At 71.7% G+C, this 15,816-nt stretch carries 12 protein-coding genes; 7 read left to right on the top strand and 5 right to left on the bottom strand.

The features are described 5' to 3' along the window. Positions 1 to 3: 3 nt before the first annotated feature. The 3 genes from HNR67_RS28455 to HNR67_RS28465 are packed head-to-tail and all read left to right on the top strand — an operon-like array spanning position 4 to position 5,967. Positions 4 to 3,171 carry a lantibiotic dehydratase gene (locus HNR67_RS28455; RefSeq protein ID WP_185005273.1) on the top strand — a complete coding sequence of 1,056 codons (3,168 nt, stop codon included), beginning with the start codon at positions 4 to 6 and terminating at the stop codon, positions 3,169 to 3,171. Position 3,172: 1 nt separating this feature from the next. Continuing rightward, entirely contained in the window at positions 3,173 to 5,008 is a 1,836-nt protein-coding gene (locus HNR67_RS28460; protein WP_185005274.1) for an ABC transporter ATP-binding protein, read from the top strand. Further along, a complete protein-coding gene (locus HNR67_RS28465; RefSeq protein WP_185005275.1) occupies positions 5,008 to 5,967 on the top strand; it encodes an LLM class flavin-dependent oxidoreductase in 960 nt (319 codons plus the stop codon). The genes HNR67_RS28460 and HNR67_RS28465 overlap by 1 nt, the downstream gene beginning before the upstream one ends. On the opposite strand, the gene HNR67_RS28470 is transcribed toward HNR67_RS28465, so the two are convergent. Both HNR67_RS28470 and HNR67_RS28475 read right to left on the bottom strand, forming a co-directional pair. Then, the gene (locus tag HNR67_RS28470; RefSeq protein ID WP_185005276.1) at positions 5,968 to 6,714 is read right to left on the bottom strand and encodes a TauD/TfdA family dioxygenase; all 747 of its coding nucleotides are present in this window, start codon (positions 6,712 to 6,714) and stop codon (positions 5,968 to 5,970) included. After that, on the bottom strand, positions 6,711 to 7,883 hold the full coding sequence (locus tag HNR67_RS28475; protein WP_185005277.1) for an MFS transporter: 1,173 nt from the start codon (positions 7,881 to 7,883) through the stop codon (positions 6,711 to 6,713). The genes HNR67_RS28470 and HNR67_RS28475 overlap by 4 nt, the downstream gene beginning before the upstream one ends. 114 nt (positions 7,884 to 7,997) lie before the next feature. Between HNR67_RS28475 and HNR67_RS28480 the strand changes: the two genes are divergently transcribed. From HNR67_RS28480 to HNR67_RS28490, 3 genes are read left to right on the top strand one after another with little or no spacing between them, the layout of a single operon-like run. Then, the gene (locus tag HNR67_RS28480; protein WP_221490088.1) at positions 7,998 to 8,987 is read left to right on the top strand and encodes an ABC transporter substrate-binding protein; all 990 of its coding nucleotides are present in this window, start codon (positions 7,998 to 8,000) and stop codon (positions 8,985 to 8,987) included. Continuing rightward, positions 8,980 to 10,065, top strand: coding sequence for a FecCD family ABC transporter permease (locus HNR67_RS28485; protein ID WP_312988234.1), 1,086 nt, complete (start codon positions 8,980 to 8,982; stop codon positions 10,063 to 10,065). Before HNR67_RS28480 ends, HNR67_RS28485 begins: the two co-directional genes overlap by 8 nt. Positions 10,066 to 10,073: 8 nt before the next feature. Then, positions 10,074 to 10,880 (top strand): ABC transporter ATP-binding protein, encoded by an 807-nt coding sequence (locus tag HNR67_RS28490; protein ID WP_312988236.1) that lies wholly within the window; start codon positions 10,074 to 10,076, stop codon positions 10,878 to 10,880. Here the strand turns inward: HNR67_RS28490 and HNR67_RS28495 are convergent. From HNR67_RS28495 to HNR67_RS28505, 3 genes are read right to left on the bottom strand one after another with little or no spacing between them, the layout of a single operon-like run. After that, entirely contained in the window at positions 10,831 to 11,475 is a 645-nt protein-coding gene (locus HNR67_RS28495; protein WP_185005279.1) for a response regulator, read from the bottom strand. The genes HNR67_RS28490 and HNR67_RS28495 overlap by 50 nt on opposite strands. After that, on the bottom strand, positions 11,472 to 12,713 hold the full coding sequence (locus HNR67_RS28500; protein WP_185005280.1) for a sensor histidine kinase: 1,242 nt from the start codon (positions 12,711 to 12,713) through the stop codon (positions 11,472 to 11,474). The genes HNR67_RS28495 and HNR67_RS28500 overlap by 4 nt, the downstream gene beginning before the upstream one ends. A 33-nt stretch (positions 12,714 to 12,746) precedes the next feature. Next, positions 12,747 to 14,375, bottom strand: a complete 1,629-nt coding sequence (locus HNR67_RS28505) for an FAD-binding oxidoreductase (RefSeq protein WP_185005281.1) — start codon at positions 14,373 to 14,375, stop codon at positions 12,747 to 12,749. Positions 14,376 to 14,600: 225 nt separating this feature from the next. Here HNR67_RS28505 and HNR67_RS28510 point away from each other — a divergent pair, with 225 nt between their 5' ends. Further along, positions 14,601 to 15,806, top strand: coding sequence for a cytochrome P450 family protein (locus HNR67_RS28510; protein ID WP_185005282.1), 1,206 nt, complete (start codon positions 14,601 to 14,603; stop codon positions 15,804 to 15,806). The last annotated feature ends 10 nt before the right edge of the window (positions 15,807 to 15,816 follow it).

Consider the following 15,816-nt stretch of genomic DNA (forward strand, 5'->3'; position numbering starts at 1 on the left):
CCGATGACCGAGTCCCGTTACCGCGCGACCGACTTCTACCTGGTGCGCGCGCCCGCACTGCCCGCGGAGACCTTCCGCGAACTGCTGGCGGGCGAGGGCACCGACGAACAGCGCCGCGACCTGGCCTGGACCCGGCTGCGCGAGCTGGCCGCGACGCCGGGGGTGCGCCGGGCGCTGTCGGTGGCCAGCACCGATCTGCTGGACGCGCTGGACCGGCTCGGCCCCGACGGCTCCGGCAAGAAGAGCAGGCGGGCGCACTCCCGGCTGCTGCGCTACCTGACCAGGATGTCCACCCGCCCCACCCCGTTCGGCGCCTTCTCCGGCATCGCGCTGGGTGAGTTCGGCGAGCACACCACGCTGCGGCTCGGGGCGCCCGCGGTGCACCAGGCCAGGGTGCGGGCCGACATGGGCTGGCTGCTGGCGCTGATCAAGGACCTGGAGCAGGATCCGGGGCTGCGTCCGCATCTGCGGCTGGTCCGCAACGCCGCCGCGCACCTGAGCGGGGACCGGCTGATCCTGCCCTACGCCGACATCTACGGCAGCGGCGACAACCGCAGCGTGCGGGTGCGGGCCACGCCCGCGGTCACCGCGGTGCTGCGGCTGGCCGCCACCCCGACCCCGGCCGACGCGCTGGTGGCCGGACTCGCCCAGGAGTTCCCCGAGGTGGCCGCGGACCGGGTCGCCGGGCTGGTGGAACAGTTGCGGGAACTGAACTTCCTGATCAGCGACCTGCGCCCGCCGCAGTCCAGTCCGTTCCCGGAACAGCACGTGGCCAAGCGGCTCACCGGGATCGAGGCGGCCACGGCCACCGGCGAGGCGCTGCGGGAGATCATCGACCTGACCCACCGGGCCGCCGCCTCGACCGATACCGCGCCGCTGCGGGAGTTGCGGGCCGCCCAGCGGGCGCTGGTGCCCGGCCACGACAGCGACACCTTCCAGCTGGACTCCACGCTGGACCTGCGGGAGTCCGGGCTCGGCCGCGCGGTCGGGCAGGCGGTGGCCGAGGCGGTGGACTGCCTGATGCGGCTGGCCGCCGCGCTGCCGGGACACAACCACCACCTGGTGCAGTACCGGGACGCCTTCGTCGAACGCTACGGCGACCAGGCCCTGGTGCCGGTGCTGGAGGTGCTCAGTCCGGACACCGGCCTGGACGCGCCGTACAACTACCTCGAACCACCGAGGGCCACCCCGGTGCCGCACAACACCCCTGAACCGTCCACAGTGGACTACGACCGGCTGCTGACCGAGTTCGCCGCGCAGGCCTGGTGGTCCGGTGCGGTCTCGGTGGAACTCACCGACGCCTGGCTGGACCGGATCGCCCCGGCCACCGGGAAGTCCGCGCTGGGCCTCTATCCCGCGCTGGACGTCTACGCCCAGCTCCAGCTCACCGACCAGGACAGCCGGGTGGACGACGGGCGGTGGCGGCTGGTGCTGCGCGAACTCAGCCTGGCCTACGGCGGGCGCACCGCGGGGCGCTTCTTCGACCTGCTCGGCGAGGACGCCCTGGACCACCTGCGCGAGCACACCCGCCGGATGACGAGCCTGCAACCCGAGGCGGTGCACGCCGAACTGTGCTTCCTGCCCACCAGCGGACGGGCGGCCAACGTGGCGTTCCGGCCGTTGCTGCACGAGTACGAGGTGCCGGTCAACGCCACCCCATCGGCCCGGTCCGAACGCACCATCAGCCTGGCCGATCTGCATGTCGGGGTGGCCGGGAACCGGTTCTACCTGTGGTCGCGCACCCTGGGCCGGGAGGTGGTGGTCTCGCAGGGGCACATGCTCGGCCCGCACCTGGGTCCCAACGCGGCCCGGTTCGTGCTGGAGGTCTCCCAGGACGGCTACGCCATGCCCACCGGATTCCGCTGGGGTCCCTTGGAGGACCTGCCGTTCCTGCCCAGGGTCACCCGCGGCAACGTGGTGCTGCGGCCCGCCCAGTGGACGCTGCGCGGCGCGGATGTCACCGGGGATTTCCCGGCCGCCCTCGCCGAATGGCGGCAGCGCTGGCGGGTGCCGCGGTATGTCTACCTGGTGGATGAGGACAACCGGCTGCTGCTGGACCTGGACCATCCGCTGGGCCTGGACGAGCTGGCCGGTGACTTCCGGGACGGGCAGGGTCAGGCGGTGCTGCACGAGATGCTGCCGGCCTTCGACGACCTTTGGCTGTCCGATGTGGACGGTGCCAAGTACCTGGAGGAGATCGTGGTGCCGCTGGTGGCACATTCGGCCGCGGACACCGCGCGCAGCCCGGTGCCGCTTTCCGGCAGGCTGGAGTCGATCACCGAGGTCGGCGCCAGCCGCAGCCTGCGGCGACGGCATCTGCCCGGTGAGGAATGGGCCTACCTCAAGGTGTACGCCGCCTTCAACCGGCACGATGAGATCATCGCCGGTGGACTGCGCGAGCACATCGCGGCCCTGCGCGCACAGGGTCTGATCGACCGCTGGTTCTACCTGAGGTACGCCGATCCGCAGCCACACCTGCGGATCCGCTGCCGGGCGGCCGATCCGGACGCGGCCACCGAGGTGCTGCACCGGCTGATGGCCTGGGGCCGCGAGGTGGTGGCGAGCGATCTGGCCTTCGACACCGGGGTGGCCACCTACCTGCCGGAGATCGAGCGCTACGGCGGACCGCGGACCTTCGAGGCGGTGGAGGACCTGTTCACCGTCAACAGCGATGTCACCGCCGACCTCGTCGCCCTGTTGCAGGAGAAAGAACCCAAGCTGCGCCCCGATTTCGTGGCCATCGCCACGGTGGACACGCTGTACCGGCAGTGGGGCCTGGCGCCGCGGGAGCGGCCGGCGCTGATCCCGCCGGTGACCGAGACCGAGGCGGTGCGCAAGGAGTTCCACGCCCACCGCGACTACCTGGGCGAACTGGTGCTGCCCTGGGACTTCCGACCGCACGAGGAAGGCCGGGCGCACCACGAGTTGATCAACGAGATCCTCGCCCCGCAGGCCGGCGCGGTGGCCGCGGCCGCGGCGGCGGTGCGCGCGGCGATCGACGGGGACACCTTGTGGGGCACCGAGGCCACCGTGCTCGGCAGCCTGGCGCACATGCAGATCAACCGGTTGCTGCCGGTGGACCTGCTGCGGGAGCAGCACTGCTACGCGCTGTGGCGGCACATCCTGCGCGCGGTCGGCGGTCGCCCGGCGCACCTCCGGAAGGAGTCCTGAGATGCCGACGGCGAGCAAGAAACGGGTGCGGGACAACGATTGGCTGCGCATCGCGGCGATGCTGTGGCGGCTGAGTCCGGTGCGGGTGAGCGCGCTGATCCTGGTCACCTTCGCGGTGTCGGTGGTGCCCGCGGTGCAGTTGCAGCTCACCGCGAGCGCGGTGCAGTCGGTGGCCGACGCGGTCGCCGCGGGCGGCGCCGACGGGTTCACCGGGCGGATCCTGGTGGTGGGCCTGCTGATCGCGGGGGTCAGCGTGGCCGCGCACCTGTTCGGGGTGTGGCACCAGTACCTGGACTCGGTGCTGCGCCTGCACCTGGCCACCGCGGTCGGCGAGCAGGTGATGCGCAAGGGCACCCGGATGGACCTGCAGGACTACGAGAACCCCGAGTCCTACGACAAGCTGCAGCGGGCCTTCCAGGAGAGCAGTGGGTCCAACATCCACCAGCTCTTCGCCGACACGCTCTCCTTCGCCCGCGAGCTGATCACCATCGTGTCGGTCTCCGCGGTGCTGTTCTCCTGGCACCCGTGGATCGCGCTGCTGATCCTGCTCGCGCCGATCCCCTCGGCGCTGGCGCAGATGTGGTACGGCAAGAAGATGTACGAGATCGAGTACGACCGGGCCGCGGACCGGCGGCGGCTGTTGTACTTCCAGTACCTCACCACCACCGACCACACCTTCAAGGAAGTCCGGCTGTTCCAGCTCGGCGACTTCTTCATCGGGCGCTACCGGGAACTCGTGCAGCGCTTCCTCAAGGTGGACCGCTCGCTCAACCGCAGGCAGTCGCTGGCCTTCGGACTGCTCGGCATGATCAGCGTGCTGGCCGCCGGCGCGGCGCTGATCTACGCGATGCTGGCCACCACGCGCACCGGCGAGATCGGTCAGCTCGCCGGCTACCTGCAGGCCATCGGTGTGGTGCAGGGATCGGGGCACGCGCTGCTGGTCGGGCTGGCCATGCTGTTGCAGAACAAGCTGTTCGTGAGCAACCTGTTCGAGCTGCTCGACCTGCCGGAGCGGCAGATCCGCGGCGGGCAACGGAAATTCCCGGCCAAGCTGCGTACCGGCATCGAGTTCCGGGAGGTCAGCTTCACCTATCCCGGCACCACCGAGCAGGTCCTCGATCGGGTCAGTTTCACCCTGCCAGCCGGGAACTGCGTGGCGCTGGTCGGGCAGAACGGGGCCGGCAAGACCACCCTGGTGAAGCTGCTGACCCGGCTGTACGAGCCGACCGGCGGGGAGATCCTGATCGACGGGGTGCCGATCCAGGAGTACGACCTGACCGAGCTGCGCGGCAACCTGGGGGTGATCTTCCAGGACTACATCCGGTACGAGATGAGCGTGCGGCACAACATCGGCTTCGGCGCGGTGGAACAACTGGCGGACACCGGCCGGGTCCGGGCAGCCGCCGAGGCCAGTGGCGCCGACTCCATTGTGGACACTCTGCCGGACGGTTACGACGCCATGCTGGGCCGCCACTTCGAGAACGGCAGTCAGCTCTCCGGCGGGCAGTGGCAGAAGGTCGCGCTGGCGCGGGCGTTCATGCGGGGCGCGCCGGTGGTGGTGCTGGACGAGCCGACCGCGTCCATCGACGCCGAGGCCGAGGCGGAGATCTTCGGGCGCTTCCGCACCATCGCCAGCACCTCGACGAGTTTGCTGGTGGCGCACCGGTTCTCCACCGTGCGGATCGCGGACCGGATCATCGTGATCGAGGGCGGCAGGCTGATCGAACAGGGCACCCACTCCGAGTTGATGCGCCAGGACGGGCACTACGCCTACCTGTTCAACCTGCAGGCCGCCGGGTACCAGCCAGAACCGGCCACCGAGGCGGTCCGGCCCTGATGAGGATCTCGCTGATGGTGCCGGTCATGCCGCACGAACCCGAACATCTGCCCGCCTACGCCCAGCTGCTGCTCGACTCCGGCGCGCACCGGCTGTGGCAGGGCCAGTCGCTGGCCGTGGAGACCTTCCAGGGCTTCGCCTACCTGGCCGGGCAGGGCCTGCGGGTGCCGGTCGGCACCAGTGTCACCCTCACCGCCCTGCGCCACCCCTACGAGACGGCGCTCCAGGCCCGTTCACTGGCCCGGTTGACCGGTCATGATCTGGTGCTGGGCCTGGGCACCGGCACCCCGGAACTGGTGGCCGCACTGCGCGGGCGGCCTTACGGCAGTCCGCTGACCGCGGCCCGCGACCAGCTCACCATCCTGCGCGGCCTCCTGGACGGCAAGCCGGTGCAACACGACGGCCGCTACGACTCGATGCACGGCGGGCTGCCGGAGTTCGAGCATCCGCCGGTGTCCCTGGGACTGGGGGTGTTGCGGCCCGGCATGGCCAGGGTGGCAGGCGAGCTGGCCGATGCCGCGATCACCTGGCTCACCCCGCCGTCCTACCTGGGCGAGGTGCTGGTGCCGGAGTTGCGGGCCGCGGCCGGGGCGGCAGGCCGGGCGGTGCCGAGAGTGGTGACGGTGGTGCAGGTCGCGGTGCGGCGGCCCGGCCGGGATCCACACCTGGTGGCGTTGAACGGATCCCGCGAGCACCTGGCCGCCCCGCACTACACGGACATGTTGCGGCAGGCCGGATTGCGGGTGCACCCCTCGCAGGTGCCGCTGAGCGCGCGGGCCCTGGTGCACTCGGGAACCTTCGTGACCGGCACCCTGGAGGAGATCGCCGAGGGCCTGGACCGGTACCGGGCGGCCGGGGTGGACGAGGTGGTGCTCAACACCGCCGGCGTGCACCTGACCGAGGGCCGGGCCGCGGCCCTGGCAGACCTGGGGGAACTGCTCCCCGCCCTGGCCGGATGATCAGCGTGCGTCGGCGGTGCGCACGGTCAGGATCCGGACCAGGCGGTCACCGGGGTGCGGGTCGCGGCCGTGCCAGCAACGGTAGTTGTCCACCACCAGGATCTCCCCGGCGACAGGCCGGAATCGGGGCAGGCCGGGCTGGATCTGTTGCACCGCCTCGGTGAAGACCGCCAGCATCCGGTCGGCGTGCTCGGCGCCCGGGTCGCGGTGCAGGGGCACGGCGCCGTCGGTGCGGCGGACGATCCGGCGGCCGGTGCGGGTGTACTCGACGTGCCGGGCCACCCTGGGCAACGCGGGCACGCCGCGGATGGCGCCCCACTTGCCGTAGAGGTCCACGTCCACGTCGGTGAGGAACTCGCGCAGCTCGGGGGTGGCGTGCTCGTCGACGAAGCGGTAGGCGTCGGCGAGGAAGGAGTCACCGCCGGTGAGGGATGGCTCAACGCATTGCACGAACACGAAATCCTCATCCGGATCGCGGCGCGGGGTGGGGATGCCCGCGAGGTCCACGGTCAGGTTGAAGCTGTCCGCGTGCAGGTCCACCGGGCCGCCGTCCCGGCTCGCGCGTTCGCGCAGCGGGAAGAGCTGGCGCAGGCGGGGGCCGAGGACACTGGCGGCCGCGACGACCAGGGCGTCCGCGGTGGCGGGCAGGCCGGTGAGCAGGACCGCGCCGTCTGCGGCCAGGGCCGTCCGGGCGTCGGCCACCGCGGTGGCGTCGTGGCGTTGCGGCACAAGGCCGAGCGCGGTCATCGGGCGAACCTCCGGGCGGTGGGGACGAGAGCGGCCAGGGCTGGGGCGGTGAAGCAGACGATCGCGCAGCCGGTGAGGACCGCGGTCACGCCGAAGGTCTCGATGGCCGGGGCGATCAGGGCCAGGCCGACGGGGGCGAGGCCGTAGGAGAACAGGAAGTCCACTGAGGACACTCGGGCGAGCAGGCGGGGGTCGACCTCGCGCTGGGTCGCGGTGAACCAGGGCACGTTGAACAACTCGATCCCGATTCCGGTGATCACGTAGGCGGCGATCACGACCGCGGGGTGCACGTCGGCGATCAGGCTCAGCGGGGCCAGGCCGTACAACGCGAGTCCGGCCAGCGCGGCCCAGCCCTGGGCGCGGGGGCGCCAGCGGGCGATGATCAGCGCCCCGATCAATGCGCCCGCGGTGTAGCCGGTCAGGGCCGAGGCCAGCACCAGTTCCGAGCCGTAGCGGTCCCGGCTGATCAACGGGAGTGCGACGCCGGTGGCGGAGTACCCGGTGGCGATCACCGCGGTCAGCGCGCCCAGCCCGGCCAGGAACCAGGGGTGGCGGCGGGCCTCGCGCAGGCCGTCGGCGAACTCGCGGACCAGGTGCGTGCGCTCCGCCGGGACGCCGGAGGCCGCGCCGCGCGGTGGCAGCAGGGCGGCGATCAGCCACAGCAGCGCGGTGCCCCAGAGCAGCACGGACAGGTCCAGCACGGTGGCCAGCAACGCGGTCAGGCCCGGCCCGAGCAGGGTGCTGACCCGGACCGCCAGGGTCATCGCGGCGTTGGCCTGCTGCCGTTGATCGGGGTGGACGACCTCGGCGGTCAGCGCCTGGAAGGCGGGGCGGCAGGCGCCCTGGCCCGCGCCGAGCAGGGCCGCGGCGGTCGCGGTCAGCAGGAGGGAATCGCCGAGGCCCCAGGCGATCACCGGGGTGGCCGCGGCCGCGAGCAGGCCGGAGACCAGCACCACGCCGCGCCGGGAATGCCGGTCGGCGAGCACGCCGCCCAGGGGCACGGCGATCAGGAAGCCGACGGTGCGCGCGGCCAGCAGCACGCCGAGTCCGACCGCGGTCAGGCTGCGGTCGAGTACGGCCAGGCCGAGGATGAAGGGCAGTGCCCAGGTGGCCAGTCCGGACGCGGTCGTCCCGGTCCACAGCCGCAGGAAGGCCCGGTCCCGGAGCACGGTGGACAGGTTGCTCTCCTCGCCCTATTGGAAATCGTTGTCAATGTACTACGGTGTCTATCGCAACTTGGTTGCTGTTGCAAGATCCTCGCATCTGCCCTGCTGGAGGTCAGCTTGTTCCACCGCGCCCGCCTGGGTTGCGCACTCGCCGCCGCGGTCGCGGTGGCCTCCTGCGCTACTCCCGCCAACGACCCGGCCGCAGGTCAGGCCCCGGTCACCGTGTCCAGCTGCGGGCAGCAGCTGCGCTTCGAACGCGCCCCGCAACGGGCGGTGACGCTGGAGCAGTCCTCCACCGAGACGCTGCTCGCGCTGGGCCTTGGCGAGCGGATGGCGGGCACGGCCTACCGGGCCGGGAAGATCCTGCCCGAGTACCAGGCCGCCTACGACAAGGTGCCGGTGCTCAACGCCAAGGCGCTCAGCGGCGAGCAGCTGCGGGCGGCCGCGCCGGACCTGGTGGTGAGTTCCTTCGCCAGCAACTTCACCAAGGACAAGGTGGGCACCCGGCCGGAGTTGCAGGCGCTGGGACTCCCTTCCTATGTCAGCGCGGTGGACTGCCCGGAGCACGAGCCGGGCCTGACCCCGTTCGAGCGGTTGTTCCGGGACTACGAGAACTACGGCAAGGTCTTCGGGGTGGCCGACCGGGCAGCCGCGCTGATCGCCCAGCAGCGCGAGGTGCTCAAGAAGGCCGGGGAGGTGCGCGCGGGGCGCAGTGGCAAGCCGACCGTGGTGTACCTGTACTCGGTGTTCAAGGGCCTGCCCTATGTCGCAGGGCACAACGGGATGCCGAGCGACATGAGCCGGATCCTGGGCGCCCCCAACGCTTTCGACGACATCAACGAGGATTGGCCGGAGATCTCCTGGGAGGAGATCGTCAAGCGCGATCCCACGGTGATCGTGGTCGGCGATCTCTCCGACCGCGGCGCGCCGGGTGACAGCTCCGCGGAGAAGATCAAGATGATGCGGGAGCACCCGGTGGTGTCCCAGCTGACCGCGGTGCGGCAGAACCGGATCATCGACGTGCCCGGCATCGAACTCGACCCGACCGTGCGCAGTGCGAACACGCTGCGGCTGGTGGGCGAGGGGCTGAAGGCGCTCGGTGTCTGAACCTGACCTGCTGCACCCCGCCTCCCGCTCCCGCCCGGAACCAGCACTCCCCCGGCCGCGGGGCCGGTCGGGCTGGTCCACCACCGCGGTGTTCCTGCTCGGGCTCGCGGTGCTGATCGTCTCGATGGGGCTGGCGGTCCGGATCGGGGTCAGCGGGGTGGGTTTCGGCGAGATCGGGCGGTCCCTGGGCGTACGGCTCGGGCTGCCGGTGCAGCCACTCCCCCGGCTGCTGGACTCGCTGATCTGGGAGTTGCGGTTCCCCAGGGTGCTGCTGGCCGCGCTGGTCGGCGCGGTGCTGGCGGTGTGCGGGGCCGCGTTGCAGGGTGTGACCCGCAACGCGCTGGCCGATCCGTACCTGCTGGGTGTGTCCAACGGGGCCTCCGCCGGTGCGGTGACCGTGGTCGTGCTGGGCTTCGGCGCCGGCGCGCTCGGGGTGACCGGTGGCGCGCTCGTGGGTGCGTTGCTGTCCTTCGGGTTGATGCTGTTGTTGTTGCGCCGCAGTGGGATGCACCCGGTGCGGATCGTGCTGACCGGGGTGCTGGTCGGGCAGCTGTTCGCCGCGATCACCTCGCTGATCCTGATGGCCTCCGCCGATGCCGACACCACCAGGGCGATCACCTACTGGCTGCTGGGGTCGATGGCCTCGGCGCGCTGGGACGCGGTGCTGATCTGCGGCATCGCCTGGGTGATCGGGATGGTGGTGATCTGGTTGTGCGCCACCGCGTTGGACGGCTTCTCCTTCGGTTCGGACACCGCGGCCTCGCTGGGGGTGAACGTGCGCACCACCCGCCTGGTGCTGCTGGTGGCCACCGCGTTGCTGACCTCGGTGGCGGTGGCCTCGGTGGGCGCGATCGGCTTCGTCGGCCTGATCGTGCCGCACGGGGTGCGGTTCCTGGTCGGGCCGACGCACCGGGTGCTGTTGCCGGTGACCGCGGTGGCCGGCGCGGTGTTCCTGGTCTGGACCGACGCGCTGGCCCGGATCGCCTTCGCACCGAGGGAGGTGCCGGTGGGGGTGTTCACCGCACTGGTCGGCGTGCCACTGTTCCTGCTGGTGCTGCGCAGGCGGGGTGAGCTGTGAGGATCGGCGTGCACTCGGTGTCATGGTCGGTACCTGGCAAGTCCATTGTGGACAACGTGGACTTCACCGTCCACTCCGGACGGACGGTCGGCCTGATCGGGCCCAACGGTTCGGGCAAATCCTCGCTGTTGCGCTGCGTGGCCGGGCTGCGCAAGCCCACCGCCGGTGTGATCCGCTTCGACGGCAACGACATCGACGGCTGGACACCGCGGAAGATCGCCCAGCACCTGGCCTTCGTGGAGCAGGCCGGGGACACCGACAGCGATCTGCGGGTGGCCGAGGTGGTGGCGCTGGGCCGCACCCCGTTCCGGCCGGGCTGGCGGGCGCCGGGCGGAAACGATCACGCGATCGTCGAGGCCGCGCTGGAACGCCTGGACCTCACCGAGTTGCGGGACCGGCACTGGCAGACCCTCTCCGGCGGCGAACGGCAGCGTGCGCACATCGCGCGGGCGCTGGCCCAGCAGCCGTGGGCGATCCTGCTCGACGAGCCGACCAACCACCTCGACATCCGGCACCAGCTCGAACTCCTGGACCTGTTGGCGCGCACCGAACAGACCGTGCTGGTCGCCCTGCACGACCTGTCCCTGGCGGCCCGCTTCTGCGACCGGCTCGTGCTGCTGCACCAGGGAGAACTGGTCGCGACCGGAGCACCGGGCGAGGTGCTGACCGCGCGGCTGCTGCGCGAGGTCTTCGAGGTGGACGCGGAGGTCGGGCAGGACAGCGCGGGCAACCTGGCCGTGGTCTACCGGGGCACCGCCGAGCGGGTCAGTCCGGTTGGCGTGGCACCAGCAGGCCCCGGTGGAACGCCTCGGTGATGGCGGCGGCGCGGTCGTTCACGCCGAGTTTGGCGTAGATGTTGAGCAGGTGGGATTTCACGGTGGCCTCGGTGAGGAACAACTCGGCCGCCGCGACCCGGTTGGTGGCCCCGCCCGCGACCAGTTCGAGGACCTCGACCTCGCGTGGGCTCAGCGGTCCGGGGGCGGGTTTGCGCACCCGGTTCATCAGCAGGGCGGCCACCGACGGCGCGAGCACCGGCTCGCCCTTGGCCGCGGCCCGCACCGCGCGCAGCAGCTCCTCCCTTGGCGCGTCCTTGAGCAGGTAGCCGGTGGCCCCTGCCTCGATCGCGGGCAGCACGTAGCTGTCGGTGTCGTAGGTGGTCAGCACCAGCACCCTGCACTCCGGGGCCTGCCCGGCCAGTTCGCGGATCGCGCTGACCCCGTCCAGGCCGGGCATCCGCAGGTCCATCAGGATCACGTCCGGGCGCAGCCGCCGGGCCAGCCGGACCGCCTCGGCCCCGTCGGCGGCCTCGCCGAGCACCGCGAACTCCGGGTCCCGGGCGAACATGCCGGTCAGCCCGTCCCGGACCACCGGGTGATCGTCGACGACCAGCAGGCCGATCGGCTTGCTCACGCGCACACCTCCGCCAGTTCCAGGGGCACCCGGGCCGAGATCCCGGTGCCCGCGCCCGGTTCGGACTCCACCTGCAGGGTGCCGGACAGCTCGGTCATCCGCTGCCGCATCGCGATCAGCCCGAAGCCGCCGCGATCGGGCCGCGGGTCCTCGATGCGGGCCGGGTCGAAACCGTCGCCGTCGTCCCGGATGTCCAGGGCCGCTTCCTCTTCCAGGTAGGACAGGGTGAGCCCGACCCGGCGGGCTCGGGCATGCTGGGCCACGTTGGCCAGCGCCTCCTGCGCGATCCTGAGCAACGCGGCCTCCGCCTCGGGCCGGATCGGCCGCACCGCGCCGGTGGTGGTGACCCGGACCGGGATCTCGTGCAGGGCGGACCAGCGGTGCGCGACCCCGGCCAGTGCCTCGCCCAGCCTGGCCGCGCGCAGTGGCTCGGGGCGCAGCGCGTGCACCGAACGGCGGGCCTCGGTCAGGCTCTCCCTGGCCAGTTTGTCCGCCGCCGCGACGTGTTTGCGGGAAGCCACCGGGTCCGCGGTGTCGGCCGCGCGGAGCTGGCTGATGATGCCGGTCAGGCCCTGGGCGAGGGTGTCGTGGATTTCCCTGGCCATCCGCTGGCGTTCCTCCCGGACCCCGGCGTCGCGGGCCTGGGTGAGCAGTTGTTCGTGCAGGGCCGCGTTCTCCGCCAGCGAGGCGGCGAGCAGGCGGTTGGCCTCGCGGGCCGCGGCCAGGGCCTGCTCCCGCTCCTGCTCCTTCTGCTCGGCGCGCCGGGCGAAGGCGGCGTAACCGCACATGGGCAGCACGTTGGCGGCCAGCACGGCGAGGTAGACCAGCACGCCGAACGCGGTGCTCTTGTCCACCCCGGATGCCTGCGCGGTGCCCGCGGCCACCGCCACCCCGGCCACGCCGAGCAGTTGCCACGGCCAGTGCAGCAGGCGCAGCGCGTAGAGGTAGCCGACGGGGCTGAGGAACCCGAACCAGGGCGAGCTGATCACCAGGAACAGCGAGCACAGCACCACCCCGGCCACGAACACCGCCATCCGCGGCGCGTTGTCCCGCCAGGCCGGGCGCAGGGTGACCATGACCAGCATCCAGGCCGCCAGCAGCCCGCACACGATGAGGTCCGGGACCGGGGATTCGCCGATCCGGTGCTTGATCGGCACCGTGATCACGGTCAGGAAGGCCAGCAACGCGTACGGTCCGGCGGAGGTCACCAGGGACCACCGCGGCACTGGCTCACTCATCCGCGCTCTCCTCCCCCGGCCACTGTGGACAATCTAGCCAGCTTCGATCGACAGCGAGTGCCGGAAGACCTCACGCGGGTCCCACTTCGCCTTGATCCGGCGCAGACGCGGGTAGTTGTCCTTGTAGTACAGCGTCTGCGCGGACACGCCCGAGGTGTTCCAGCGCGGGTCGGCCAGGTCGGCGTCGGCGTAGTTGATGTAGGAGCCGTCGTTGACCTCGCCGGGCACCGGGACACCGCCGGTCTCGGTGTAGACCGCCTGGTAGAACTCGCGGACCCACTTCAGGTTGGCCTTGTCCTCGGTGTCGTCTCGCCAGATCGTCTGGTAGACCGCCTTCATGATCACGTCGCGCTGGGCGATCGCGGTGGCCCCCGGCGCGACCGCGTTGGACTGGCCGCCGTAGCCGATCAGCAGCATTCCGGCGTGCGGACTACCGGTGTCGTTGTTCAGGTGGGTCCAGACGGCCGCGAGCTGGGACTCGGTGAACGAGCGGCGCAGGTAACCGGCCTTGATCTTGTACCGCCGGGCGAGCACATCGCCCGGTTCGCCGCTGCCCGGCCAGGTCATCCGGTGCAGCCAGGGCAGGCTGCGCCGCAGGTCCACCATCGGGGCAGGCAGGCCAAGGCCCGCGGTGACGGCGGTGATGAACTCGGTCATCATCGCGTCCACGCCGGGCAGGTCCGCGTCGGCCTGCACCGCCAGCAGCGCCGAGCCACTGGCCTTGTGCCCGGCCTGGAGCACGCCGTACAGCCCGGTCTGCGGGCAGCCGGGCGCGCTGAAACGTTCGTGCCAGCGGCCGAAGTTGCGCAGCAGTCCGGTGAGTTGCGGTTGGGTCATGGTCGCCGAGGGCCAGATGATGGCGTGTTGCCGCATCCGCTGGGGTGAGGGTGGCAGCAACTTGGCCGGGTCGGTGCCGGTGGCGGCGGGTGAGCGCAGCCAGAACCGGGTGACCACGCCGAAGTTGCCGCCGCCACCCCCGGTGTGCGCCCACCACAGGTCCCGGTTCGGGTCGTCCGGTTCGCGGGTGGCGATCACCGCGCGGGCGGTGCCGTCCCGGTCCACGACCACCACCTCGACCGCGTACAGGTGGTCCACCACCGAGCCGTAGCGCCGGGACAACGGGCCGTACCCACCGCCGGCGAAGTGCCCGCCCGCGCCGACCTCGGGGCAGCCGCCGCCGGGGATGGTCACGCCCCAGCCGATGAGCAGCCGCCGGTACACCTGCCCGAGGGTGGCTCCCGGCTGCACGAAGAAGGCCCGCCGGGTGGGGTCGTAGCCGACCTCGTTCATCGCGGAGAGGTCCAGCAGCACGCGCACGGCGGGGTCGGCGGTGAGGTTCTCGAAGCAGTGGCCGCCGCTGCGCACCGCGATCCGTTTGCCCGCGCGCACCGCCTCGCCCACCGCCCGCACCACCTGCTCGGTGGAGGTGACCACGCGGATCTCATCGGGGCTGTTGGCGAAGCGGAAGTTGTTGCCGCGTAACAGGTTGTCGTAGCGGAGATCGCCGGGGCGGACGGCCACCGGCCCGAAGTCCGCTGCCTCGGCCGCCTGCGCGCTGGCGGTCCCGACACCCAGTGCGGTGACCGCCACCGCGCCCGCGCCGACGAGTAGCCCTCGGCGGCTCACCCCGGTGCCCTCTGGCGGATTTGACCTGCTTGCCATGGTGTGACTCCCGTTCCGGATCGACTGCCCTCAGGCTGCCAATCCGGCGAGGTCGCGCACATCAACCCTTGTCCGGAACCAGCGGCTGAACCCGCCGCCCAACCGATCGGTTGATTCGCTCCACCGATCAGCTGAAGGCACGCGCGGGTCAGGGTGGCGGACACGGGTTCGCGGTAAGACTTCCGTCAGGATCGGCGACGTACGATGCCCAGCCGGGAGGCAGTGATGACATCCGGCGAGGCACCACCGCTGTACGGGCCAGGGTTCGACCGCGACCCGGCGCCCGCCTACCACTGGCTGCAGGAGCACTCCCCCGTGCACCGGGTGGAGTTCGGGCCGGAGCTGTCGGCCTGGCTGGTCACCCGGTACACCGACGTGGTCGCCGCGCTGGCCGATCCGCGGCTGGTGAAGGACCCGGCCCGCGGCTGCCCGGTGTGGCGGGAGTCGGGCATGGGCCTGCCGCTGGACCACCGGCCCTCGCTGGCCCAGCACATGACCAACACCGACCCGCCCCGGCACCAGGACCTGCGTCGACTGGCCAGCGGCCAGTTCAGCCCGCAGCGGCTCAGCGCGCTGGAGACCAGGGTCCGGCAGGTCACCGGGCAGGTCCTGGACGGCATCGCGCCGCTGGGCCGGGCGGACCTCGTGCAGGACGTGGCCTACCCGATCTCCACCACGATCATCTGCGAACTCATCGGCATCCCGGCCCAGGACAGGGCCCAGGTGCAGCGCTGGGCGGCGGTGATCGACGCCTCCGACGGCAGTGACCGGGACGACCTCGTCGCGGCCACCGACGCCATCGACGAGTACCTGGCCGCGCTGCTCGCGCACAAGAAGGCCGAGCCGGGCGATGACCTGATGAGCGACATGATCCGGCAGCGGCACCGCGGCGAGATGACCGACGAGGAACTGACCTCCACCGCCTTCCTCATCCTGATCGCCGGGCACGAGACCACCACCGCCCTGGTCGGCAGCGCGACCCTGGCCGCGCTCACCCACCCCGACCTCGCCGCCCGGATCCGCGCGGACGCGGGTGAGCTGGCCGTGTTCGTGGAGGAGTCACTGCGCCGGGACTGCCCGGTGCGCAACGTGAGCTGGCGCTTCCCCACCGAGCCAATGCAGCTGGGCGGCCAGGACCTCCAGCCCGGCGATCCGGTGCTGTTGTCCATCCTGGCGGCCAACCGGGACGCCGAGCGCTTCGCCGATCCGGACGCCTTCCGGCTGGACCGCGATCCCGAGGACCACCTGGCCTTCGGCCGCGGCAGGCACGCCTGCCTTGGCGCGGCACTGGCCCGGATCCAGGGCGCCACCGTGCTCGGTGAGCTGCTGCGCCGGTTCCCCGACCTGGCCTTGGCCGAACCCGAGGATCAGCTGCGCTGGTGGCCGAGTCCGATCATCCGCGGGCTGTTCGCGCTGCCGGTGGTGTTCTGATCAGGCCAGC

The sequence above is a fragment of the Crossiella cryophila genome, assembly GCF_014204915.1.
GTDB classification, from domain to species: domain Bacteria; phylum Actinomycetota; class Actinomycetes; order Mycobacteriales; family Pseudonocardiaceae; genus Crossiella; species Crossiella cryophila.